Genomic DNA, 23,341 nt, shown 5'->3' with positions numbered 1-23,341 from the left:
TTTAATATGGCCGAAATAAAAGATGTACTAGTACCCGATGTTGGCGGGGAAGAAGTTGAAATCATCGAAATTTGCGTGGAAGTGGGTGAAGTAGTCGAAGCTGAAGCGTCGCTGGTGACGGTTGAAAGTGATAAGGCCAGTATGGATATACCGGCACCTTTTGGCGGCAAAGTGACCGAAATTCTGGTTAGTACCGGTGATAAAATTGGTCAGGATAAGCTGATCATGAAGATTGAAGTGGCTGGTGACGAACAGCAAGAATCTTCTGGTGAAGCTGAATCCGCCGAACAGAAAGAGCCTGAAGAAGAGACGGTATCTCAATCCGAACCAGAAAAAGCCGAAGAGTCTGCTGAATCTGACGATGCGAATGATTCAGATGAGGCGGTAAGTCGAGTCATTGAAGTCAATGTGCCTGATATTGGTACTGACGGTGAAGTGGATGTGATCGATGTACTGGTCGCAGAAGGTGACGAAATTGAAGCCGAAGCCGGTTTAATCACACTGGAAACCGACAAAGCTACAATGGATGTGCCTTCACCTAAAGCCGGTGTAGTCAAAGAAGTTAAAGTCAAAAGCGGTGATAAAGTTTCCAATGGCTCACTGATTCTGATGCTCGAAGTTAAGGAAGCAGGCGGCAAGCCGCAAAGCAAACCTGCTGCATCCGAGAGTACAAAAGAACAAAAGCCGGCTGAAAAAGAGCAGGGTAAATCCGAGTCTAACGAGCCCAAACAAAAAGCACCACCGGTTCCGCATCATCCTTCTGCGGGTGAAAAGCAGCGTGGAGACAAGGTGCATGCCTCTCCATCTGTACGTCGATTAGCTCGCGAATTTGGCGTTGACCTGACTCAGGTTAAAGGCACAGGTCGCAAAAATCGTGTACTCAAGGAAGATGTTCAGTCTTATGTGAAGTACGAGTTGTCTCGTCCCAAAATGACAGCTGGCTCGTCGGTTGCCGCCGGTTCTGGTGGATTACAAGTATTGCCACCACCCAAGGTTGATTTCAGCAAGTTTGGTGAAGTGGAAGAAGTGCCTTTAACGCGTATCCAGAAAATATCTGGTCCCAACTTGCACCGCAACTGGGTGACGATCCCTCATGTTACTCAGTTTGAAGAAGCGGATATCACCGAGATGGAATCCTTCCGCAAACAGCAAAATGCGGTAGCAGAAAAGAAAAAGCTGGGCATAAAAATTACCCCGCTGGTGTTTATGATGAAAGCCGTCGCCGATGCGCTTAAAGCCTATCCGGTGTTTAATTCTTCTTTGTCTGAATCCGGAGAAAGCCTGATCCAGAAAAAGTACTTCCATATCGGTATTGCAGTAGAAACACCGGGCGGCCTGGTGGTACCTGTTGTTCGCGACGTGGACAAGAAAGGTATCTACGAGTTATCCGAAGAATTAATGACCATCAGTAAAAATGCCCGCGATGGCAAACTGAAAGCCGCCGATATGCAGGGAAGCTGTTTTACTATATCCAGCTTGGGCGGTATTGGCGGAACGGCGTTTACGCCTATTGTAAATGCGCCGGATGTCGCCATATTAGGTGTATCAAAAAGTGAAATGAAACCAAAGTGGAATGGCAAGGAATTTGAGCCCAGGTTAATGCTGCCACTATCATTATCTTATGATCATAGGGTGATTGATGGTGCGGTAGCAGCACGTTTTGCAGTACATTTGAGTACAGTGCTGGGCGATATTCGTAATATGTTGCTGTAGTTGAAAAAATAGTCGTAAATTTTTGCTAAACGGGGTTGGGCTGAGTAGAATCCGCCCCGTTAAGAAAGTCATAATAATTTGAGGTTACTCATGAGCGAGATCAAAACACAGCTTGTCGTACTTGGTGCAGGCCCTGGTGGTTACTCAGCGGCATTTCGTGCCGCCGATTTAGGAATAGAAACAGTCATTGTTGACGCCCGGGATACGCTAGGCGGCGTTTGTCTGAATGTGGGATGTATCCCTTCCAAAGCCTTGTTGCACGTCGCCAAGGTGATTGATGATGCCAAAGATATGGCCGCTCATGGGGTGTCTTTCGGTGAGCCGAAAATTGATTTGGACAAAATTCGTGGCTGGAAAGATAGTGTTGTTGGCCAGTTGACCAAAGGCCTGGCCGGTATGTCTAAAATGCGCAAGGTTAACCATGTGCAAGGCTATGGTAAGTTTACCGGTAGTAATGAACTGGTCGTGGATGGGCCGGATGGCAAAACTACTATCAAATTCGATAATGCTATTATTGCCGCCGGTTCCGAGCCGGTCTCATTGCCTTTTATTCCCAAAGATGATGATCGTGTTATCGATTCTACCGGTGCCCTGGAAATGGCAGATATCCCGGAAAAAATGCTGGTACTTGGCGGCGGGATTATCGGTCTGGAAATGGGCACAGTATATCGTTCACTGGGTTCACAAATTGATGTAGTGGAATTCCTTGATCAACTGGTACCTGCTGCTGATAAAGACATTATTAAAATTTATCAAAAATACGTTAAAGACAAGTTTAACGTGATGCTGGAAACCAAAGTGACCGCAGTTGAAGCCAAGAAAGATGGCTTATATGTCAGCTTTGAAGGTAAACAGGCACCCAAAGAGCCAGTACGTTATGACAAGGTGTTGGTGGCCGTTGGTCGTCGTCCTAACGGTTCTTTGCTGGACGCGGATAAAGCGGGTGTTAAAGTGGATGATCGCGGTTTTATCAATGTCGACAAGCAAATGAAAACCAATGTCGAGCATATCTTCGCTATCGGTGATTTGGTCGGGCAGCCCATGCTGGCGCACAAAGCGGTGCATGAAGGTCATGTGGCAGCGGAAGTGATTGCTGGCAAGAAACATTATTTCGATCCTAAATGTATTCCTTCCGTGGCTTATACCGATCCGGAAATTGCCTGGGTGGGTTTGACCGAGAAAGAAGCCAAAGAACAGGGCGTGAATTTTGAATCAGCCAACTTCCCTTGGGCTGCTTCAGGTCGTGCTATCGCCTCTGGCCGCACCGAAGGGATGACCAAGATGATCTTTGATAAAGATACTGGTCGGGTTATCGGTGGTGCTATGGTGGGTATCAATGCTGGTGAGATGTTAGGTGAAATCGGTCTGGCGATCGAAATGGGCGCTGATGCCGAAGATGTGGGGTTAACCATTCACGCGCACCCAACCCTGAACGAATCCATTGGTCTGGCGGCTGAAATTTTTGAAGGCAGTATTACTGACCTGCCTAATCCCAAGGCCAAGAAAAAGTAAACAGACCAATCAGTTTTACCCAAAAAGGACCGTAAGGTCCTTTTTTAGTTTCAGCTTATCAAATCGAAAACATCATTTGACCTGAACGAGAAAGGGTAGGGAGGCTTTAGCCACGAACAATTCGTTTATATGGATTAACGCTATAAGAACACAATTATTTATCTTTTTCTCTGCGACTTAGCGTCTCTGCGAGAAAATTTATTTTATTGAATCTCCGCTAAATATTATCTTTGTCAGGTGAAAAAACGCTTTTTATTCATTAGGATAAATAATCGTCTTCTTTTTACTTCTTTAGGGGCATCTGATGCTGGAAAGATTGTTTCAGGTTAACGCGCGTGACAGTTCGGTTAAAACCGAAGTAGTCGCCGGCATAACAACCTTCCTGACCATGGCTTATATTATTTTTGTTAATCCAGCCATTCTGGCTGAAGCAGGTATGGACCAGGGGGCGGTTTTTGTCGCCACTTGCCTTGCCGCCGCGGTAGGCTGTCTGGTGATGGGATTGTTAGCCAATTTACCTATTGCGCTAGCACCGGGTATGGGGCTTAACGCCTTTTTTACCTATGGTGTGGTGTTGTCAATGGGGTATAGCTGGCAAGCGGCATTAGGTGCGGTGTTTTTATCCGGCATCCTGTTTTTTCTGCTCAGTGCGTTCAAAATACGTGAGTGGATTATCCAGGCTATTCCGCTCACCCTTAAAAAAGGTATATCAACCGGTATCGGGGCCTTTCTGGCGATGATTGCGCTAAAAAATGCCGGTATTATTGTTGATCACCCGGCTACCCTGGTGACATTGGGTAATATTACCGAATTTGTGCCCTTGATGAGTATGCTGGGTTTCTTTCTGGTTGCTGCTTTTACTGCCCGTAATCTGCCAGGGGCGGTTATGCTGGCGATTTTAATTATGACTTTGATTGGATTGTTCAGTGGTGATGTCAGCTATAACGGCATCCTGTCTACTCCTCCTTCCCTTGCTCCCACTTTTTTGCAAATGGATATTCAAGCTGCATTGGAATTATCCATGTTAAGCGTGGTATTTGCTTTCCTGTTTGTGGATTTGTTTGATACCTCCGGTACCTTGATTGCGGTGACGCAAAAAGCCGGATTAGCGGATAAAAACGGCCAGATGCCGGGAGGTTTTGGCAAAGCCTTGTTAAGTGACAGTGTGGCAACTGTGGCAGGGGCAGCACTCGGCACTTCCAATACTACCAGTTATATCGAAAGCGCTTCTGGCGTGGCCGCAGGGGGCAAAACCGGATTGACCGCCGTAGTAGTGGGGGGACTCTTTGTATTGAGCATTTTCTTTGCTCCTCTGGCAGGTATGATCCCTGTCTATGCCACGGCCGGGGCGATTTTCTATGTGGCAATATTGATGTTATTCAGCCTGAAAGATATCGACTGGAACGATATTACCGAAGCGGCACCGGTGACGGTTGTGCTGTTGCTAACACCGCTGACCTTTTCTATCGCCGATGGTATTACGCTGGGTTTTATTACCTATACCTTTACCAAGGCGACCTGCGGGAAATGGCGTGAAGTGACACTAAGCGTGTGGGTACTAACCTTGCTGTTTGTATTGAAGGTTATATTTGTAGGTTAAAACAAAAACGGGAGCGACCAGGCTCCCGTTTGTATTACTGATTTTAGACTCAGATTATTTCAGTAAATCCATAATATCTGCCAACTCGGTTTTACCGTTAATGATTTCATCGGGCGTCAAGCCGGATAATTCATGCGGGAATACCAGCCATTCTTCACTTTGGCGCACATAGTAGTCAGGTACAATATCAACCTTAGTGTTTTTAGGTTTGTACCAGGGGCAAGCAACCCGAATATCACCGGGAGTATTGAGACGAGACAGTTTTTTAATTTGTTTAATCAACGCATCAACACTACGTCCCGAATCAAACACATCATCGACAATTAACAATTTGTCTTCAGCATTGGCATTTTCAATCAGATAATGCAGGCCATGTACCTTAATCTCTTTGGATTGTTGCCCAATGCCATAGTAGGAGGACGTGCGAACCGCGATATGATCGGTTTCGACTTTTTTGAAGTCAAAATATTCTTGTACAGCGATGCCGATTGGCGCGCCTCCTCGCCAGATACCAATGATATAATCTGGTCTAAAGCCATCCTCATAGACAATGGACGCGAGACGAAAGGAGTCCTGCAACAGCTGTTGTGAGGTTATAAAATGTTTATCCGACATGCTGGCCCCAGCTAAAATTTAAAGAGGCGAAGTATAATACAGCCCCTATTAATCTTCACTCAAACTTTGTTACATTCTACTGGTCGATGAGTTTTGCCTCTACAGCAGCTTCATCGTAAACTGAAGCGCTATAGCTATACCCGATGCAGGCTTCCCCTGTTTAATAACTATAACAAGATGGAATCGAGATGAAAAAAATAACCCTTATCGCTTTTGGTGTGTCAGTGGCTTTAGGCCTGACGGCCTGTAATCCGGCACAATCGCCACAAACATCAGCTGAAGCACCAGCTCCCGTTGCCCCACTGCAATCCGGCATTGATTTGAATGCGATTGACACACAAGTGGGTGCCGCAAATGATTTGTTTCGTTACGTGAATGGCAGTTGGTTGTCACGCACCGAGATCCCGGCAGATAAATCGCGTTATAGCGTGTTTAATATTTTGTATGACAATAGTCAGGTGCAATTAAAAGAAATTATCCAGGATGCCGCCGCAGAGGAGAATGCTGCAGGCAGCAATAACCAGAAGCTGGGTGATCTATATAACAGCTACATGAATGAAGAACTCGCCGAGCAATTGGGCTATACCCCGATCCAGAGTGAACTGGATGAGATTGGCGCTATCGAAGATGCTAGCCAGTTTGCTGCCAAAATGGGTGAGCTGTCCGTTCATGGGGTGGATGCACCTTTCGGTTATTATGTTTCGCCTGATGCCAAAGATCCGGGCGTTTACGCGGCCTATTTTGTGCAAAGTGGTTTGACTATGCCGGATCGGGATTATTACTTTAAAGACGAAGAGAAGTTTCAGAACTTCCGTGCCGCCATGCTGCAATACGTACAGGATATTCTGACCGCTGTGGGCTATGACAACCCTGAACAGGCAGCACAAAATATTATGACACTGGAAACCGCCATTGCCGACAAGCATCTGACCCGTGTTGAGCGTCGTGACGCCGAGAAAAACTACAACAAACGCAGTACTGACGAAGTCAGGAAATTGCTGAGCGGTTTCGACTGGAATGCTTATGCCGAGGCTTCCGGTATTGGCCAGATTGACAAGATGGTGGTCAGGGAATATCCCTATTTCGAAGCCATTGGCGGTATTTTGGCCGACACCGACTTGCAAACCTTAAAAGACTATCTGGCATTCAGATTGGTGGATAACAACGCACCGCATTTAAGCAAGCAGTTTGTTGATCTGAATTTTGATTTCTATTCTAAAACCTTGCGTGGCGTACCCGAGCAGCGTGAGCGCTGGAAACGCGCGGTAGCCGCCACCAGCGGAGTATTAGGTGAAGTATTAGGCCAGCAATATGTGAAGCGTCATTTTACCCCTGAAGCTAAAGCTAAGATGGAAAGTCTGGTGGATAATCTGGTCAAGGCTTATGGCCAGAGCATCAAGGAAATTGACTGGATGACCGATGAAACCAAGCAGGCTGCGTTGGAAAAATTGGCTAAGTTCACTCCTAAAATCGGTTATCCGGATAAATGGCGTGATTATTCCGCGCTGGAAATCAAGGCTGATGACCTGGTAGGTAATTATGATCGTTATTATGAATTTGAGACTGACTATAACAACAATCGCATCGGTCAACCGGTAGATAAATCCGATTGGGGTATGACACCACAAACCATTAACGCCTATTACAGTCCAACGCGTAACGAAATTGTGTTCCCGGCGGCTATTTTGCAGCCACCGTTCTTTAATATGGACGCGGACGATGCGGTTAACTATGGCGGTATTGGTGCGGTAATTGGTCATGAAATCGGGCACGGTTTTGATGATCAGGGATCCAAATATGATGGCGACGGTAATTTACGTAGCTGGTGGACGGATGCTGATCGCGCGGCATTCGAGAAAATTACTGCCAAGTTAGTCGATCAGTACAGCAAGTTTGCCCCGCTGGAAGATCAGCATGTTAACGGTGAACTCACCTTGGGAGAGAATATTGGCGACTTGTCCGGGGTGACTATCGGTTATAAAGCCTATCACATGTCATTAAATGATCAGCCAGCCCCGATTATCGATGGTTTAACCGGTGATCAGCGCTTCTTTATGGGCTATGCGCAAGTCTGGCGCGGTAAATACCGTGATGATGCGTTGCGGGCACAATTGCTTAGCGATCCGCATTCACCGGGAGAATTCCGCACCAACGGTGCTGTGGTGCATTCGGACGCATTCTATAAAGCATTTGATGTCAAAGAAGGCGATGCGATGTATCTGAAACCTGAAGACCGGGTACGTCTGTGGTAGAATTGCCAGCGTAAGCGTAGTCATCATAACAATAGGCCGTCTATGCGGCCTTATGCTTCAAGCGTTCAAATATGAGCGTGATGGCAGAATGATGATTAGATAATTAAGTGACGGTCAATCAATTGAAAATAACCAGTTATCTATTGATGTTGATATTGATAATGAGCGGTGTGTTTACATCTGCTCAGGCCGCCGCTATGCCGCTTAAAATGCTGGATACATCGCATGCACATATGAGTATGTCTGCCGATTCGTCGATGGACATGCACAGTGATTGTTGCAATCCTGAACCTCCTCCCTGTTGTCAGTCGGATGATGGTTGCGGTGCAGAGCCTTGTTATTGTGCTGCCATAAGTCTGATTGCTGTCAGTGAGCTCATGTCACCAGTTATTGTCAATCCCGGTGCATCGACCATAGTCAATGCACTTACGCAATTTAGCTCTTTAATCCCTACTTCGTTATATCGACCTCCGATTAGCTAGTTTCTGTCATTTAACTCGTTTTTAATCAGAAATTATCTTTAAGAGGTATCTATGCGCATTTTATTGTGTGTGCTTTTGCATTTTTTTATCAGCCCGGTATGGAGCCAAGCTCTATCAACCGATATTCGCTCCCATGACGTCGACGGTACAGCGGTAACGACACGCTATATCTGCCCGATGCACAGTCATATTATTAAGGATCATCCGGGTAAATGCCCCATCTGCGGTATGACGCTGGAAGCTCATCAAATGCCTGCCATGTCGTCCTCGTTGCCATCGCAGATTCATGTCGATTCTTCGACTCAACAGGCAATGAATATTGTCACAACGCCGGTTCAGCGGGGCGATATGTGGAAATACATTCAAACCCTGGGTGAGGTCAGTTTCGATCAGGCCAATATCAGTCATGTGCATCCAAGAATGTCAGGCTGGATAGAATCCCTGAATGTGGATACTCAGGGTCAGAGAATCGAAAAAGGCCAACTGCTTTACACCCTTTATTCACCGGATTTAGTGGTAGCCCAGGATGATTTTATCCAGGCGCTAAACAACCTGGAAGGTAGCAAGAATCGTTACTTACTGGAGCAGGCTCGCAAGCGTTTATCTTTGCTGGGTGTCAATGATGAGGTTATTCAGCAAATAGAAAAGCAGCGGCAGTCGCGTTATTCGGTACCTTTTTACGCTCAGCAATCAGGCATAGTGACTGCGTTGAACGTGCGCAAAGGCATGTATGTGCAACCTGAGCAGGAAATGCTGGCTATAGCCGACCTGACCCGGTTATGGGTGTTGGCTGATGTATTTGAAAACCAGTTTGACTGGTTAAAAATAGGCAAGCCGGCGGAAATTCATTTACCCACTATTGGAGTTCATAAGGCGCAGGCCAGCATTGCCTATATCTATCCACAACTGGATCCGGTGACCCGAAGCATTAAAGTGCGTCTTGATCTGGCGAATCCCGATATGCGGATCAAGCCCGGGATGACAGCTGATGTAGTGATATACGGTGGACCCAAATCGGATGTATTGAATATCCCGCTACAAGCGGTAATAACCAGCGCTCAGGGAAGCCGGGTTATAGTGCAAAATGCCGCGCAACAATTTGAAGTACGACAGATTGAAACGGGTATGCAAGTGCAAGACAGGATTGAAGTGCTATCAGGTCTGGAAGAAGACGAGTCCCTGGTTGTGTCAGGGCAGTTTTTGATTGACTCCGAAGCCAGCCTGAATGCCAGTTTTGGGCGCATGAGTCCTCATGCCAACATGCAACACCATTAAGGAGCAGGGGATGTTAAAGCAACTTATTATCCAGTCGGTGAAGCATCGTGCGCTCGTTTTGCTTGGTACTCTTATGCTAGTGCTGGCAGGTGTGCATGCGGTGCGTCAGATTAATGTCGACGCCATTCCTGATTTATCGGATGTACAGGTGATTGTCAAAACGCCTTACGCCGGTCAAAGCCCTGAGCTGGTTGAACAACAGATCACTTACCCCCTATCAAGCTTATTAATGGCGGTACCAGGAGCAAAAACGGTCAGGGGCTACTCGTTTTTTGGTGACTCCTATATTTACGTTATTTTTGAGGAAGGAACGGATATTTACTGGGCACGTTCCAGAGTACTGGAATATTTGAGTCAGTCCAGACAGCAGCTACCGGATGGTGTCGAACCAACGTTGGGGCCCGATGCTTCCGGTGTCGGTTGGGTATACCAATATGCCCTCAAAGATGAAACGGGGAGCCATAGTCTGGCCGATCTGAAAAGTTTACAAGACTGGTTTTTAAAGCAGGAACTGCAATCTGTTGCTGGTGTAGCAGAAGTCGCCACGGTTGGCGGTATGACCCGCACCTATCAGATAGAAATTGACCCGCTTAAACTGGCCCGTTACCAGCTTGATATTGAGCAGGTCAGGCAGGCAGTAACGGCCAATAATGCCGAAACCGGCGGGTCTGTTGTCGAGTTGGCGGAAACCGAGTTTATGGTGCGGGCCAGAGGTTATCTCCAATCTGTGGATGACTTTGCCCATATTCCTCTGGGAGTGCGCAATCAGGCCAATATCCCGTTGATGTTAAAAGATATTGCCAGTATTCGTCTGGGTCCACAAATGCGACGTGGCATTGCCGAGTTGGACGGACGGGGAGAAGTGGTCGGCGGTATTGTAGTAATGCGTAGCGGTGAAAATGCCCGAAATGTGATTGAAAAGGTTAAAAATAAACTGGAACAGCTAAAAACCGGATTACCGCAAGGAGTGCAGATTGTACCGGTTTATGACCGGGCCGACTTTATTCAACGTTCAGTAGATAATTTGCTGGATAAGCTACTGGATGAAATGTTTCTGGTCGCACTCGTATTGGCACTATTTTTATTGCATTTACGTTCCACTCTGGTGGCCTTGCTGATCTTGCCATTGTCATTGTTATTTTCGGTGGTACTGATGAACCTGTTTGGTATTACTGCCAATATTATGAGCTTGGGAGGGATCGCTATTGCCATTGGGGCATTGGTCGATGCGGCCATTGTCATGGTGGAAAATGTGCATAAACATCTGGAGGAGTTTACCGAGAACACCGGTCGTCAACCGGACATCAACGAACATTGGCAACTGGTCATTGATGCCTCTCGCCAGGTGGGACCATCTCTATTCTGGTCTTTGATTATTATTACTGTCAGTTTCTTTCCGGTTTTTGTTCTTGAAGGTCAAGAAGGCAAACTGTTTAGTCCATTGGCTTTAACTAAATCCTTTGCCATGGCCGGTTCGGCATTATTTGCTGTGACTCTGATTCCGGTACTTATGGGATTTTGGGTGAAGGGCAAGATTATTCCCGAACACCGCAATCCGCTGTCCCGTCTTCTGGTCTGGTTGTACTTGCCAGTACTGAATTTAGCCTTGAAGTGGCCTAAAATTACCATACTGACGGCGCTATTAATGTTGGCAAGTGCTTATTATCCGGCACGTCATTCCGGACAGGAATTTATGCCGCAAATTGATGAAGGCACTTTGTTGTATATGCCCACAACCTTACCAGGAATCAGTGTCGGCAAAGCGGCCCAATTACTGCAACAGACCGATCGCCTGATTAAGTCGGTTCCAGAGGTTAAAAGTGTGTTTGGTAAAGTGGGCAGGGCCGAAACGGCCACTGATCCTGCGCCCTTGACCATGCTGGAAACTACCATTCAGCTACAGCCTAAAAGCCAATGGCGTGCAGGGATGACACTAGACAAGCTGACAGCTGAATTACAGCAGAAAGTTCATTTTCCCGGCTTGAGTAATGCCTGGGTTCAGCCGATTAAAACCCGTATTGATATGCTATCCACCGGGATTAAAACCCCGCTTGGGATCAAAATCAGTGGTGATGATATCAGGCAGATTGAAGCGATTGCCAGTCAGGTTGAAACTATATTGAAAAGCTTGCCAGGCACTCGTTCGGTATTTGCCCAACGCACGGCTTCAGGTCGTTATATCGATATTCAACCTGATATGCAGGCGTTGGGAGAATATGGTTTGAATGTCGAGCAGTTACATAATCTGGTACGTTTCGCCATTGGTGGGGCGCAAATTGATCAGCTGATTAGTGGTAATGAGCGCTATCCGGTGAATTTGCGTTTTCCGCGTCACTATCGAGATAGCCTCGAAGCGTTACAGGATTTGCCGGTCACTACGCCATCCGGTTTATATGTACCGTTAAGTCAATTGGCCTCCATCAGCTTTCAGCAGGGACCGGCGATGCTTAAAAGCGAAAATGCCCGTCGAGTCGGTTGGATATTTATCGATATTCAGGATGTGTCCGTTGGAGAATACTTGCAACAGGCGCAAACATTACTCAAACAACAACTGGTGTTACCTGAACGTTATTCGCTCGACTGGTCCGGTCAATATGAATCCATGCAACGGGTCTCTGCCAAATTACAGCAGATTGTGCCTGTTACGCTAATGCTGTGTTTTATGTTGCTTTATATTACCCTCGGAAGTTGGCAGCAAAGTCTGGTGGTGATGCTGACCTTGCCGGTCGGTTTGAGCGGAAGTCTGTGGATGTTGTGGTATTTGGGGATCAATATGTCAGTGGCAACGGCCGTTGGTATGATTGCGCTAGCGGGAGTCGCAGCCGAATTCGGGGTCGTCATGTACCTGTACTTAAATCAGAGCTGGCAAGATGAATTGGACAAATCCCCGGCGACGCTAATACAGGCGGTTCGAAATGGTGCGGCCCGCCGGGTCAGACCTAAGGCCATGACAGTGCTAACCATCCTGATTAGCTTGATCCCGGTGATGTTAAGCCAGGGAACGGGTCACGAAGTGATGCAGCCCATTGCCGCGCCGTTAATTGGTGGTATGTTGCTAGCGCCTTTCGCATCATTGTTTATTATTCCGGTGTTGTTCATGTGGCTGGAAAAACGAAAATTAGTTATTTAAATCAGCATGGGTATAAAATAGGGGCATGCAACAGTTAGAGATATTTGAAATTCAAAGCCCTTGTGTTGGTGTCTGCCAGTCAGACACCAACGGCAACTGTCTTGGTTGTTACCGCACCCGTGACGAGCGTCTTTACTGGATCCAGCTTGAATCTGATGTGAAACGCAAAATTATCAAGGCCTGTGCGGCGCGCAAACGCCGGGCAGAAACGGCAAAAAGGAAAAAAAACGAACCGGAGCAGGTTAACCCGCAACAATCGTTGTGGGACTAACCTTAAGCCTGTTGTTTTAATCTTTCCAGATCTTCGCGCAAGTTGGACAACCATATTTTAAACGCTCTGCGCCATGCTGCTTTCTGGTTTTGACGGCTATTAGTGGATCCCATTGCAGCGTCAGTGGAAAATGACCGTGCAGCGATACCCAAATTCAGATTTAATGCATCTTCTATCACAGCAACCAGTTCACCTGTTTTTGAATTGGCCAACACCACCTGAATATGAGCTTGGCCAAATGAACTAATGTAACGATCCATGCTGGTGGGATTATCCCAGGCACCATTTTTACTGACTAGCGGATCGTATCTCATCAAGCGGAATTCTACTGCCAACACATCCTCTCCGCCGGTATGGGTATATTCAAATGCTTTGCCTTTATCGAAGATAAACCGAGCCAGTTCATCAAACTGCTCGGCGATGGCGAACACATCCTCTGTTTTGGCTTGTTGCCAACTCCGGTTGATATCTGTGTCAGTCGAGGGAGACACAATCAACTTCTCTACATTCATGTTAAACAGGATCAGTCTGTTGAATTGTTTGAAATCCTTGCGTGAATGCACGACAAAACGGTCAAAATGGGTATTGTGCAGCTGATACAGGGGTTTCCCGGTATTACTGGCGACCAGAGTTTCATCGATAGTATTGGTACACCCGCACAGCAAAGAAGCAAGAATGAATAAGACATATTTCATGATTTTGTTCCTCCTTGAAACTGAATTTTATTGTTTGTCGAAATGTTGTGAGTTGCCATAAGTGAAGAGTTCCAGGCCACTAATACTGTTATCAGTATTAAGGTTAAAATGCAGTTTTACCAATGTGCCTCGATGATAAAAACTCATCTTGTCTGCGGCAGAAAGTGTTAGTTGCTGATTTTTTGTTCAGACTAGCAAAAAGAATTAAAAAAAAACAAAACAATCTGTGGTAATAATCAAATAAAGTAAGCCGATAGATAGTTTGGACAATCAAAATTCCGGTTATAATCGTGCGCTCAAATGCAACCCAACGGACCGATGGTCAGAATATAGGCGGTTCAGCGCTATTTAACTAGGTAATTGGTACAAATCTCGTCTATTCTCAGGATTGTTTACCGAGTATTGAAAGCAGGAAGGATGAAGTAATGCAAGCCATTGATTACGCAAAAAATGTGACGGAGTCATTTGCACTGCCCGATGTATGTATCCGGATTAAGGAATTACTTGATGATGATTGCTCCACCGCCGACGATATAGCCGAAGTCGTGTCGTTGGATCCTTCATTGAGCCTCAAGCTGTTAAAACTAGCCAACAGTGCTTTGTACAATTTCCCGGCTGAAATCAGTACTATTGGCAAGGCGGTCAATGTGATTGGCGCCAAGGCTCTGTATAACCTTGTCATTACTGAAACTGCTACTAGCGCTTTTCGTCATTTTGAGAATAACGCAATTAATCTGGAACGCTTTTGGCAGCAGAGTGTGTACTGCAGTCTGGTGGCAAAGGAACTGGCTAGCCAAGCCAAAATTCGTGATATTGAACGTTATTTTGTGATCGGTCTGCTACATAACTTTGGTGAATTGGCCGTTGCTTCACAAACCCCGGATAAAGCCGCATTGTGTGAACAGTATTCGGATAAAATGAAACCCTGGCAACAGCAGCGCTCGGTGTTAGGTTATACCTATGCGGATGTCACCGCTGAAATACTTAAATTGTGGGGATTACCCGAAGAACTGTTTCGACCAATCGAACATCATAACGATGTGATGTGGGCGTTAGATGATCAGGATACGGCCATTTTGAATGCGGCGTCGCGCATTGCACTTTCTATTGTGCATCCTGATAAATATAGCCAGACCAAAATTCTTAACCCCGAAATTATCAAGAGCTTTGATCTGCATGCGGAAGAAGTAGTCGAAGCCAGTCAGTATGCGCGGATGGAAGCTTATAATATTTTAGTGATTATGAATCCGGAATTGTTTCTTATTCATTAAAAAACGTCTGTTTTTCAACCACATCAATCCAATTTATACTGGATATAATTAAACAAAACGGTGGATCGTTGTTAATTGAGGCTACCAACCTTTATACTTCTGCCGTTTCATTTCTATACTGCTTAATTGTTTGTCATTTTTCACTGATATGATCTATCCCTCCGGATAAAACATCGGACAGATCAATAGTTGCAGTCAACCAAGAGGACAATGTTGTGTTACAAGCATATCGTCAACACGTTGCGGAGCGCGCCACCGAGGGTGTGCCGCCTAAGCCACTAAATGCAGAACAAGTTGCCGGTCTGGTCGAGTTGCTTAAAACTCCACCAGCAGGAGAAGAAGAATTTTTGTTGGAATTGTTGTCAGAACGCGTTCCTCCAGGTGTGGACGAAGCGGCTTATGTTAAAGCCGGTTTCTTGAGCGCTATAGTTAAAGGGGAAGCTCAGTCGCCACTTATTTCTAAAGATGCGGCGATCCAGTTATTGGGTAATATGCATGGCGGCTACAATATCGTTACCTTGGTTGATGCGCTGGACGATAACGGATTGGCCGAATTGGCTGCTGAAGAACTGAAACATACCTTGTTGATGTTTGATGCCTTCCATGATGTGGAAGAAAAAGCCAAAGCTGGCAACCAGTATGCACAAGATGTACTGGAAAGCTGGGCCGAAGGCGAATGGTTCACTGCGCGCCCGGATATGCCGGAAAAAATCACCGCAACAGTATTTAAAGTGACTGGTGAAACCAATACCGATGATTTGTCTCCGGCGCCTGATGCCTGGTCACGTCCAGATATTCCGTTACACGCCCGCGCCGCCTATAAAATGACTCGTGATGGCTTAACGCCCGAAGTGCACGGTGAAGTGGGTCCTTTGGCGCAGATAGAAGAGATGAAAGCCAAAGGCCATCCGGTTGCATTTGTCGGTGACGTGGTAGGTACCGGTTCATCGCGTAAGTCTGCGACTAACTCAGTGTTATGGTTCTTTGGTGAAGACTTGCCTGGTGTGCCTAACAAGCGCGGTGGTGGGATCTGTATCGGTTCCAAAGTCGCACCTATTTTCTTCAACACCATGGAAGATGCCGGGGCACTGGTATTTGAAGCCGATGTTGAAAAAATGAATATGGGTGATGTTATTGAAATCTTGCCCTTTGAAGGTGTGATTAAAAACGCCGATAGCGGTGAAGTGATTGCCGAATATCAATACAAATCTGAAGTGCTACTCGATGAAGTTCGCGCCGGTGGTCGAATCAACTTGATCATCGGTCGTGGTTTAACCGAGAAAGCCCGTGAATCTTTAGGACTGGGAACATCAGATTTATTCCGTAAACCGGATCAACCGGCAGATACAGGTAAAGGTTACACACTAGCACAGAAAATGGTGGGTAAAGCCTGTGGTGTAGAAGGTATTCGTCCAGGAACTTACTGCGAGCCTAAAATGACCACCGTCGGTTCACAGGATACTACCGGTCCGATGACGCGTGATGAGCTGAAAGATCTGGCCTGTTTAGGTTTTTCTGCGGATTTAACCATGCAGTCGTTCTGCCACACTGCCGCCTATCCCAAACCGGTAGATATTGATACCCAGCACACGCTGCCGGATTTCATTATGAACCGTGGTGGTGTTAGTTTGCGCCCGGGGGACGGTATTATTCACAGCTGGTTAAACCGCATGTTGTTGCCGGATACTGTGGGTACCGGTGGTGATTCTCATACCCGTTTCCCGTTAGGTATTTCATTCCCTGCCGGTTCCGGTCTGGTGGCCTTTGCTGCGGCAACCGGTGTTATGCCTTTGGATATGCCAGAATCGATACTGGTGCGTTTCAAGGGTAAAATGCAACCGGGTATTACCTTGCGAGATCTGGTCCATGCCATTCCCTTGTATGCGATTAAAGCCGGTTTATTGACGGTAGAGAAAAAAGGCAAAAAGAATGCTTTCTCTGGCCAGATTCTGGAAATTGAAGGGTTGGAAGATCTGACTGTAGAGCAGGCTTTCGAACTTTCAGACGCTTCTGCAGAACGTTCAGCCGCCGGTTGTACTATCAAGTTATCCGAAGAATCTATTAGTGAATATCTGCGTTCTAACATCACCATGTTGCGCTGGATGATCAACGAAGGCTATGGCGATCCGCGTACTCTGGAACGTCGTGCAGCCAAGATGGAAGAATGGCTGGCCAATCCGGAACTGATGGAAGCCGATGCGGATGCCGAATATAAAGAAATTATCGAAATCGATCTGGCTGAAATTAAAGAGCCGATCGTTTGTTGCCCGAATGATCCGGATGATGCCAAAACCTTGTCCGATGTTGCCGGTGACAAAGTTGATGAAGTATTTATCGGTTCCTGTATGACTAATATTGGTCATTTCCGTGCGGCAGGTAAACTGCTTGAGCAGAATAAAAACCCGTTGACGACCCGTTTGTGGATTTCTCCACCGACCAAAATGGATCAGGCTCAGTTGATGGAAGAAGGCTATTACAATATTTATGGTCGTGCCGGTGTGCGTACCGAAATGCCGGGATGCTCATTGTGCATGGGTAACCAGGCTCGCGTGGCAGCCGGTGCAACCGTATTGTCTACTTCTACGCGTAACTTCCCGAATCGTCTGGGTGATGGTGCCAATGTGTATCTGACCTCGGCGGAACTCGCTGCGGTTGGTGCCATTGTTGGTCACTTGCCAACGGCTGAAGAATATATGCAGTACGCTAGCAAGATTGAATCAATGAGCGCGGATGTTTTCCGTTACCTGAATTTTGATCGGATGGATGCGTTCAAAAAAGCCGAAGAAGAAGCCAAGAAAAATATTATTCCCACATTAAATGTAGCGTAATATTTAAGCTTTTTACGGATAATAAAAGCCAGTCAGATTTCTGACTGGCTTTTTTATTGGTTAGCCCCAGATTAAGTTACTCTGCCAGTAATAAGTAGTCGCCATAATTAGCTCTGTTAACATGGATATCCAGTTTACCGTTCCCGTTAAAATCGCCGACACTAATGCTTGAACCTTTGGTATCAATGGCGGTATTGGCCGGAAAAATATATTCACTGAAACCGGCTCCGGTGTTCCAGTAGATGCGCAGGTAATCGCCGGTTCCTTGTGCGATAACATCTGGCCAGCCATCGTTATTCAAATCCTGGACAAAAGGGCGGTAGGCTCCGCCTAATAAGGGGGTAAGTGGCATTTTTTCTGCGGTAACATCAGTGAATGTCATATCACCATTGTTGTGTAGTAATTCAAATGCAGGTTTGCTTTCATCAGCTTCGTTGGGCTTGAGAATGTCGTTATAACCGTCACGATCAAAATCCAGGCATCGTAAATCGGCAGGCCGCTGGTTTTGCTCACCCACTGCTGAAATTGGTGCCCGGCGTCCACTTAACAAACGAAATTTACCTGTTCCATCATTGGTCAGGATGACATCTGCAGCCTCCAGCCCCGGTAAAATACCTAACTGCGCAATATAAATATCCGCGTCACCATCGGTATCCAGATCACAAAATGCGGCGCCATACATACCAATTCCTTCTATTTGGGCAGGAAAAGCATCGGTTTTTTCACTAAATTGACCTTGTCCGTCATTAAGCTGAAGATGACTGGTGGCGCTGGCTATCTCATTGGCTAATTGCCCTTCCAGTAAGTCCATGTCGCCATCACAGTCAGCATCGGCTACACCGCCAGCATGAGTAAAACCATTGGTGTCATAAGGATGCAGTGCTATCGGAGCAGTGTCGCGCAGTTTACCATCGGTATCCCATGTAATTAGCATATTCGGTGCGCCCGGGCATTCCACATTTCCACAGCCCAGCCCATTTAGCCCGCCGGGATCATAACCATGTTGCAGAACAACAAAATCCTGCTTTCCATCGTTATTGATATCCGCCCGGTACAATTGTCTGGGAACATCTGCGGGTAGACTTTCCGGCAAATAGGTAGTGCTGGCATCGGTAAAGGTTTTGTCATTATTAGCCAGCCAGATATGGCTGGTACTCCATTGTTCATTGGTGTTCATATCAAAGAAGGTTTCAAGCCAGAACAGGTCGTCAATGCCATCCTTATTAAAATCATCGCTAAAACTCAGTGCTCCGCCGTCAAGATGTGTATTAGTGGCATATTCAATATAATTAATTGCAGGTTTCACTGCAGGTTTATCGGGTGGGGCAGGAACTGTGCAATTGTCATTTTGCTGAATGCTGACAATGATATCGCTAGTTGCAATTAGACTGCCATGTTCATTGCTCACCGTGACACTGATCTGTGTGGTACCGCTATGACCGGATATCACCAGTCCATTACTGTCAACGCGGGCAACTTCTTCGTTACTGCTTTGCCAACTGGTTTGATAGTCGGTTAAGGTTTCGCCATGCTGGTCAACTACCGAAGTAATCGTTAATTGTTGTTGAGCTTCCCAGCGATCCAAAATGACACTGTCTTGGGATAAGGTGATTTCTTGCGGTTTTGCCGGAGTGGGGGCAACCGTAATGCTGACGGTATCACTGCCGGTAGAACCCTCATTATCTGTTGCAGTTAATTTTATACTGATAGTGGATTCGCTACTGACATCCGGTGCTATAAAGCTGACGGTTGCAGTTTCTGCACTTTGCAAGGTAATTTCCGGACCACTTAGCTGTTCCCATTCATAAGTACTGATACTGCCGTCGCTGTCTGTGGCGTTACCGCTGAGGTTGACTGTTTGCCCGGCTATTACTTGCTGGTCTGATCCGGCATCAACAACTGGAGCCTTGTTCATAGCAGGTGGAGGATTGCTGGAAGAAGCGCTGCCTCCACCAGAACCGCCGCAACCGGCCAGCAGTAATATCAAGATAGAAATTCGCAGTAACATCTGTTTTCTCCAGTACAGCAGATTGAATTATCAAAAATAATAATCACACTTCACTGGCAGACCCATACCTAGAACTAGGTATTTTAACTTATTGACCGGGTTGGCAAAATTCGAGTCTGAAGGGTTAAATATAACCTTTTCGTATACATTCTGAGACAACTTCCGTCATGGTATTCAGGGATGATTTACTCAACAGATTTTTGCGATGAGTATTCACCGTCTGAATGGAGATGTTGAGCAGCGTGGCTATTTCAGCTGTTTTTTTGCCATAACTGGCCAGTTGAATAACGTCGATTTCCCTTTTGCTGTATGGGCAGTTTTGCGAAGGCAGCGGATGTGGGTTAAAGTCTTCAAAAAGTGTTTCATCGAATACATCTAATTCCCGCCATGAAGGTTCGCCATCCAGTCCGATGAAAGACAATTTATAGTTATTGGTGTGGGTAATATGACTAATGTCAGATTGCACACCAAATACTTTCAGTAAAGCACCTTCACTGGTAGTTTGTAATGTGGTTGTCTGTAACAGGAATAAACGATATAAGCCATCTTTGCAGCGTAATTGCAGACAATAGGAAATCTTGTATTTAGTCACGTTATCTGGACTTATACAGTGTTTGATAAACCAGGCCACAACATCTTCACAGCGATAAAAAAAATTCAATTCCCGTGGATGTATGCAATCAAGCCAGTGAGTTAAAGTAAACACTTCATCCTGGGGGACGTCCAGTAATGAGTGTACGGATGGGCTGGCAATATCAAGGCTTAAGGTTGGTGAATCAATAACATAATAAAAATAAGGGCCCGGACAAAAGCTGTTTGCCAGATAATTGACTATGTTAAAACTTTGCAGGGCAACAGAATGTTCAGCCAAATAGCCCTGATGAGACTTCCATAAATCAATTGTCAGCATTAATTTCTCTTGCGACACAGAATCTTCCGGCATTAACTCGAAACCCTGCAAAGAGGTTAAATTGGGGTGATTATTTTTAACTCGAGTTATTTTACCCGTCAATCATTTGTTGACAGGAGGTGCTGATAAGTTTCTCTTAACAGTTTATTTTTATAAATAGCTACACTTACAGGGGCACCGCAGTGTGGCTGTTGCTTTTTATTCAACCCATCGAATGAATAAGGAGCTGTTATGAAATCCAGATTGATAAAATTATTATATGTATTTCCAGTTGTGGTAGTCGTACAAGCCTGTAACACAACACCAAAGGACGCGGGAGCCATGCAGGAAGAACCTGAACAACAAATGGCGATATTTGGTATCTGTTACGATAACCGGGGTTGTGTCTCTGGTGATGAAACTGCCTGGAGTGTGACCAAAAACTCCTGTTCCGCGTCAGGTGGAAAAAGTTGGTACAACAGCAATACCAGCAGTTGCGAAAATCTATAATTTCACCACCCAGCAGGCGCCAATATGGCGCCTTTTTTCTGCGTTCAGTTTGATTGACAAACTAGAACAGCTCATTTAAATTGACCTTAATTTGGTAGTTAGTAACATTATTTGAAGTAATTATTTGTTATTAATTATCTCCATTGAAGTAAAGGAATTCCGTGAATATGGCTACCCAGATCCCTGTTAATCCCTCACCGCTAAGCACTAAAGGTATAGGTGAACTCGCCATGCTGGATAAGCAAGGTTGGAATATTTTGGCTGAAGAAGTCAGCTTGCCTATTGCGGTGTTAAATGAGTCAGCGTTGCAAAATAACCTTGAGTGGATGATGCACTACACCAGGCAAACCGGAGTAAAGTTGGCACCCCATGGCAAAACAACCATGGCACCGGAACTGTTTTTGGCCCAGCAAAAGGCAGGATGTTGGGCGATGAGTCTGGCAACGGCTCCTCAGGTTGCGGCAGCCAGTCAGGCGGGTATTCAACGGGTTATTATGGCCAATCAACTGGTCGGTTTGCGTAATATGCAAATTATTGCCCAGTTAATTGAGCAGAGTGATCTGGAGTACTATTGTTTTGTCGACTCCTACGCCAATGCCGAGGCACTGAACAGGTTTTTCATGGCAAAAGATTTAACACTCAATATCTTGCTGGAAGTGGGAGTTGACGGCGGGCGTTGTGGAGTGCGTGACAGTGCTAAGGCTAAAGAACTGGCGACGCAACTTCAAAATTTGTCAGCCATTAAACTAACAGGTTTGGCATTTTATGAAGGGGTGATTCACGGTAGCGATGCAACGGACAAGGTGAATGACTTGATTGACAGTGTCCGTGTTCTGGCAGTGGACCTGCACCAACAAAACTGTTTTGCTGATGGCGAAATTCTGCTTAGTGGCGCAGGATCAGAATGGTATGACCGGGTTGCAGAGCAACTGGGCTCGGCAGGATTACCGGATGAATTTAGCGTGGTGATCCGACCGGGTTGTTACCTGATTCATGATACCGGTATCTACCAACATGCCCAGCAGCAGCTCCGGCAGCGTAGCCAGTTAGCTTGCGATTTGGGCGGAGGGTTAACCAGCAGCATGCAAATATGGGCCTATGTGCAGTCGGTTCCTGAATCAGGTCTGGCCATAGTAGGCATGGGCAAACGCGATGTGGCATTTGATGCCGGTCTACCCACACCAGAACTACATTACCGACCAGGGCAGTCACAGCCTGCTGCGGTGGATGAACAGTGGCAATTGCGCAGAATTATGGATCAGCATGCCATGCTGCTATTTCCACAATCTGCCGATGTACAACCCGGCGATATAATGTGTTTTTCAACCTCTCACCCCTGTTTGACAATGGATAAATGGCGTTATATCGGCATTGTCGATAGTACATTTCGCGTGCGTCGGTTAATTGAAACTTGCTTTTAGCGGTGACGGGATAAATTATGGATATCGTTTCAAGAATAAAGGATCGCATGCTGCACCTGCGTCCCACCGAGCAAAAAATTGCACGCTTTGTTCTGGCTGATCTGTCTTTTGCTGCTAGCGCCTCGATTAATGAATTAGCTGAAAAAGCCGGGGTGAGTCATGCCAGCATAACCCGTCTGGCCAAAACGCTGGATTGCAAAAATGTGCGTGAGCTGAAAATGTTGCTGGCACAATCCGCCGCTGTGGGCGAACGTTTTATCTCCAGCAAACCGGTCAAGAAGAAAGATATTCCGGCTATTTATCAAGGGATCCATGAAATTCTCGATCTTAACGCTGGTTTACTCAGTAACAAGCTGATAAGACAAGCCAGTCAAGTCATTACCCGTGCTGGTCATGTATTAATTTTTGGCGTAGGTGGTGGCAGTACAATGCTGGCTGAAGAGAGTCACTATCGGCTATTTCGGCTGGAAGTCAAAAGTAACGCCTATTCAGACCCCATGCTAATGCGAATGACGGCAGCGACAGTAGATAAAAATGACGCTGTGCTGTGTTTGTCCTTAAGTGGTGTCAGCCCCGATGTGCTGGCGTCGGCACAGATCGCCAAAGAGTATGGCGCGCAAGTGATAGCAATATGTCCGGCGGGACCATTGGCCGAGATTGCTGATGTGCACCTACCGATTGCAACCCAGGAAACTGATTACATTTTTAAGCCCAGTGCTTCACGTTATGTGATGCTGGCTGCGATCGATATTCTGGTCAGTGATGTCGCGGTATGCAATCAGAAAAAATCCCGCGAGAAATTACGTCGTCTAAAACATCATCTGGATCAGCACCGCAAGGGATCTGAACGCTTACCTTTAGGAGATTAA

At 46.2% G+C, this 23,341-nt stretch carries 17 protein-coding genes; 13 read left to right on the top strand and 4 right to left on the bottom strand.

Annotation, left to right across the window (positions count from 1 at the left end):
• Positions 1-6 precede the first annotated feature (6 nt).
• The 3 genes from aceF to V1467_RS16665 all read left to right on the top strand — a co-directional run bounded on the left by aceF (position 7) and on the right by V1467_RS16665 (position 4,825).
• The gene (gene aceF, locus V1467_RS16675; RefSeq protein WP_416306100.1) at positions 7-1,713 is read left to right on the top strand and encodes a dihydrolipoyllysine-residue acetyltransferase; all 1,707 of its coding nucleotides are present in this window, start codon (positions 7-9) and stop codon (positions 1,711-1,713) included.
• A gap of 90 nt (positions 1,714-1,803) precedes the next feature.
• Positions 1,804-3,225: a dihydrolipoyl dehydrogenase gene (gene lpdA / locus V1467_RS16670; protein ID WP_416306099.1), complete on the top strand. Its 1,422-nt coding sequence runs from the start codon at positions 1,804-1,806 to the stop codon at positions 3,223-3,225.
• Positions 3,226-3,529: 304 nt separating this feature from the next.
• Positions 3,530-4,825, top strand: coding sequence for an NCS2 family permease (locus tag V1467_RS16665; protein WP_416306098.1), 1,296 nt, complete (start codon positions 3,530-3,532; stop codon positions 4,823-4,825).
• 54 nt (positions 4,826-4,879) lie between these two features.
• Here the strand turns inward: V1467_RS16665 and V1467_RS16660 are convergent, their stop codons facing one another.
• The gene (locus V1467_RS16660) at positions 4,880-5,440 is read right to left on the bottom strand and encodes a phosphoribosyltransferase (protein WP_416306097.1); all 561 of its coding nucleotides are present in this window, start codon (positions 5,438-5,440) and stop codon (positions 4,880-4,882) included.
• Between the two features lie 188 nt (positions 5,441-5,628).
• On the opposite strand from V1467_RS16660, the gene V1467_RS16655 reads away from it, so the two are divergent.
• From V1467_RS16655 to V1467_RS16635, 5 genes are all read left to right on the top strand, one after another.
• Complete coding sequence (locus tag V1467_RS16655) at positions 5,629-7,692, top strand: M13 family metallopeptidase (protein ID WP_416306096.1); 2,064 nt, start codon at positions 5,629-5,631, stop codon at positions 7,690-7,692.
• Between the two features lie 146 nt (positions 7,693-7,838).
• Complete coding sequence (locus V1467_RS16650) at positions 7,839-8,174, top strand: hypothetical protein (protein ID WP_416306095.1); 336 nt, start codon at positions 7,839-7,841, stop codon at positions 8,172-8,174.
• Between the two features lie 51 nt (positions 8,175-8,225).
• The gene (locus V1467_RS16645; protein WP_416306094.1) at positions 8,226-9,449 is read left to right on the top strand and encodes an efflux RND transporter periplasmic adaptor subunit; all 1,224 of its coding nucleotides are present in this window, start codon (positions 8,226-8,228) and stop codon (positions 9,447-9,449) included.
• A gap of 10 nt (positions 9,450-9,459) precedes the next feature.
• Complete coding sequence (locus V1467_RS16640; protein WP_416306093.1) at positions 9,460-12,579, top strand: efflux RND transporter permease subunit; 3,120 nt, start codon at positions 9,460-9,462, stop codon at positions 12,577-12,579.
• Between the two features lie 25 nt (positions 12,580-12,604).
• A complete protein-coding gene (locus V1467_RS16635) occupies positions 12,605-12,850 on the top strand; it encodes a DUF1289 domain-containing protein (protein WP_416306092.1) in 246 nt (81 codons plus the stop codon).
• A 2-nt stretch (positions 12,851-12,852) separates the two neighbouring features.
• Here the strand turns inward: V1467_RS16635 and V1467_RS16630 are convergent, their stop codons facing one another.
• The gene (locus V1467_RS16630; protein ID WP_416306091.1) at positions 12,853-13,545 is read right to left on the bottom strand and encodes a hypothetical protein; all 693 of its coding nucleotides are present in this window, start codon (positions 13,543-13,545) and stop codon (positions 12,853-12,855) included.
• A 425-nt stretch (positions 13,546-13,970) separates the two neighbouring features.
• Here V1467_RS16630 and V1467_RS16625 point away from each other — a divergent pair, with 425 nt between their 5' ends.
• Both V1467_RS16625 and acnB read left to right on the top strand, forming a co-directional pair.
• Entirely contained in the window at positions 13,971-14,816 is an 846-nt protein-coding gene (locus tag V1467_RS16625; RefSeq protein WP_416306090.1) for an HDOD domain-containing protein, read from the top strand.
• A 215-nt stretch (positions 14,817-15,031) separates the two neighbouring features.
• Positions 15,032-17,644 (top strand): bifunctional aconitate hydratase 2/2-methylisocitrate dehydratase, encoded by a 2,613-nt coding sequence (gene acnB, locus V1467_RS16620; RefSeq protein WP_416306089.1) that lies wholly within the window; start codon positions 15,032-15,034, stop codon positions 17,642-17,644.
• Positions 17,645-17,720: 76 nt separating this feature from the next.
• Here the strand turns inward: acnB and V1467_RS16615 are convergent, their stop codons facing one another.
• The gene (locus V1467_RS16615) at positions 17,721-19,652 is read right to left on the bottom strand and encodes an FG-GAP-like repeat-containing protein (RefSeq protein ID WP_416306088.1); all 1,932 of its coding nucleotides are present in this window, start codon (positions 19,650-19,652) and stop codon (positions 17,721-17,723) included.
• 124 nt (positions 19,653-19,776) lie between these two features.
• Entirely contained in the window at positions 19,777-20,562 is a 786-nt protein-coding gene (locus tag V1467_RS16610) for a response regulator transcription factor (protein WP_416306087.1), read from the bottom strand.
• Positions 20,563-20,793: 231 nt separating this feature from the next.
• Here V1467_RS16610 and V1467_RS16605 point away from each other — a divergent pair, with 231 nt between their 5' ends.
• The 3 genes from V1467_RS16605 to V1467_RS16595 all read left to right on the top strand — a co-directional run bounded on the left by V1467_RS16605 (position 20,794) and on the right by V1467_RS16595 (position 23,341).
• A complete protein-coding gene (locus tag V1467_RS16605) occupies positions 20,794-21,051 on the top strand; it encodes a hypothetical protein (RefSeq protein ID WP_416306086.1) in 258 nt (85 codons plus the stop codon).
• A gap of 167 nt (positions 21,052-21,218) precedes the next feature.
• Positions 21,219-22,472, top strand: a complete 1,254-nt coding sequence (locus V1467_RS16600; RefSeq protein WP_416306085.1) for an amino acid deaminase — start codon at positions 21,219-21,221, stop codon at positions 22,470-22,472.
• Positions 22,473-22,489: 17 nt separating this feature from the next.
• Complete coding sequence (locus tag V1467_RS16595; protein WP_416306084.1) at positions 22,490-23,341, top strand: MurR/RpiR family transcriptional regulator; 852 nt, start codon at positions 22,490-22,492, stop codon at positions 23,339-23,341.

Source organism: Neptunicella plasticusilytica (assembly GCF_047922965.1).
Classification (GTDB): Bacteria; Pseudomonadota; Gammaproteobacteria; order Enterobacterales; family Alteromonadaceae; genus Neptunicella; species Neptunicella plasticusilytica.
This window is presented reverse-complemented; position numbering and strand designations above follow the sequence as displayed.